Origin of the sequence: Massilia genomosp. 1 (assembly GCF_011682185.1) — a bacterium.
Lineage (GTDB): Bacteria > Pseudomonadota > Gammaproteobacteria > Burkholderiales > Burkholderiaceae_D > Telluria_A > Telluria_A rubra.
Genome location: NZ_WHJF01000682.1, coordinates 1 through 240 on the forward strand (window position 1 = coordinate 1; position 240 = coordinate 240).

General features: G+C 66.2%; 1 protein-coding gene. It reads right to left on the minus strand.

Features of this window, described 5'->3' with window-relative positions; genetic code table 11:
* On the minus strand, positions 1-240 hold a 240-nt coding region (locus tag F1735_RS35240; protein WP_167241673.1), incomplete at both ends, for an integrase core domain-containing protein.

The following is a 240-nucleotide window of genomic DNA, read 5'->3' on the forward strand; positions in this document are numbered from 1 at the left end:
GTCGTCACTGGCGCCCAGCTTCGCGTATCGCCACTCCAGCGCTCCGGGCGCGCGGCCTTGGCCGCTTCATAGACCTCGGCGCGTTTGCGTAGCAGCGCGCCGTCCAGGCCCGCGTGACGCTGTGCCGGTGTAACGAATTGGATAGCGCTGTGACGGTGTTCCTCGTTGTACCAGCGCACGAACGTGCCGACCCACTGCCTTGCGGCCATGAGGCTTTCAAATGCGCCCTGCGGGTAGGCT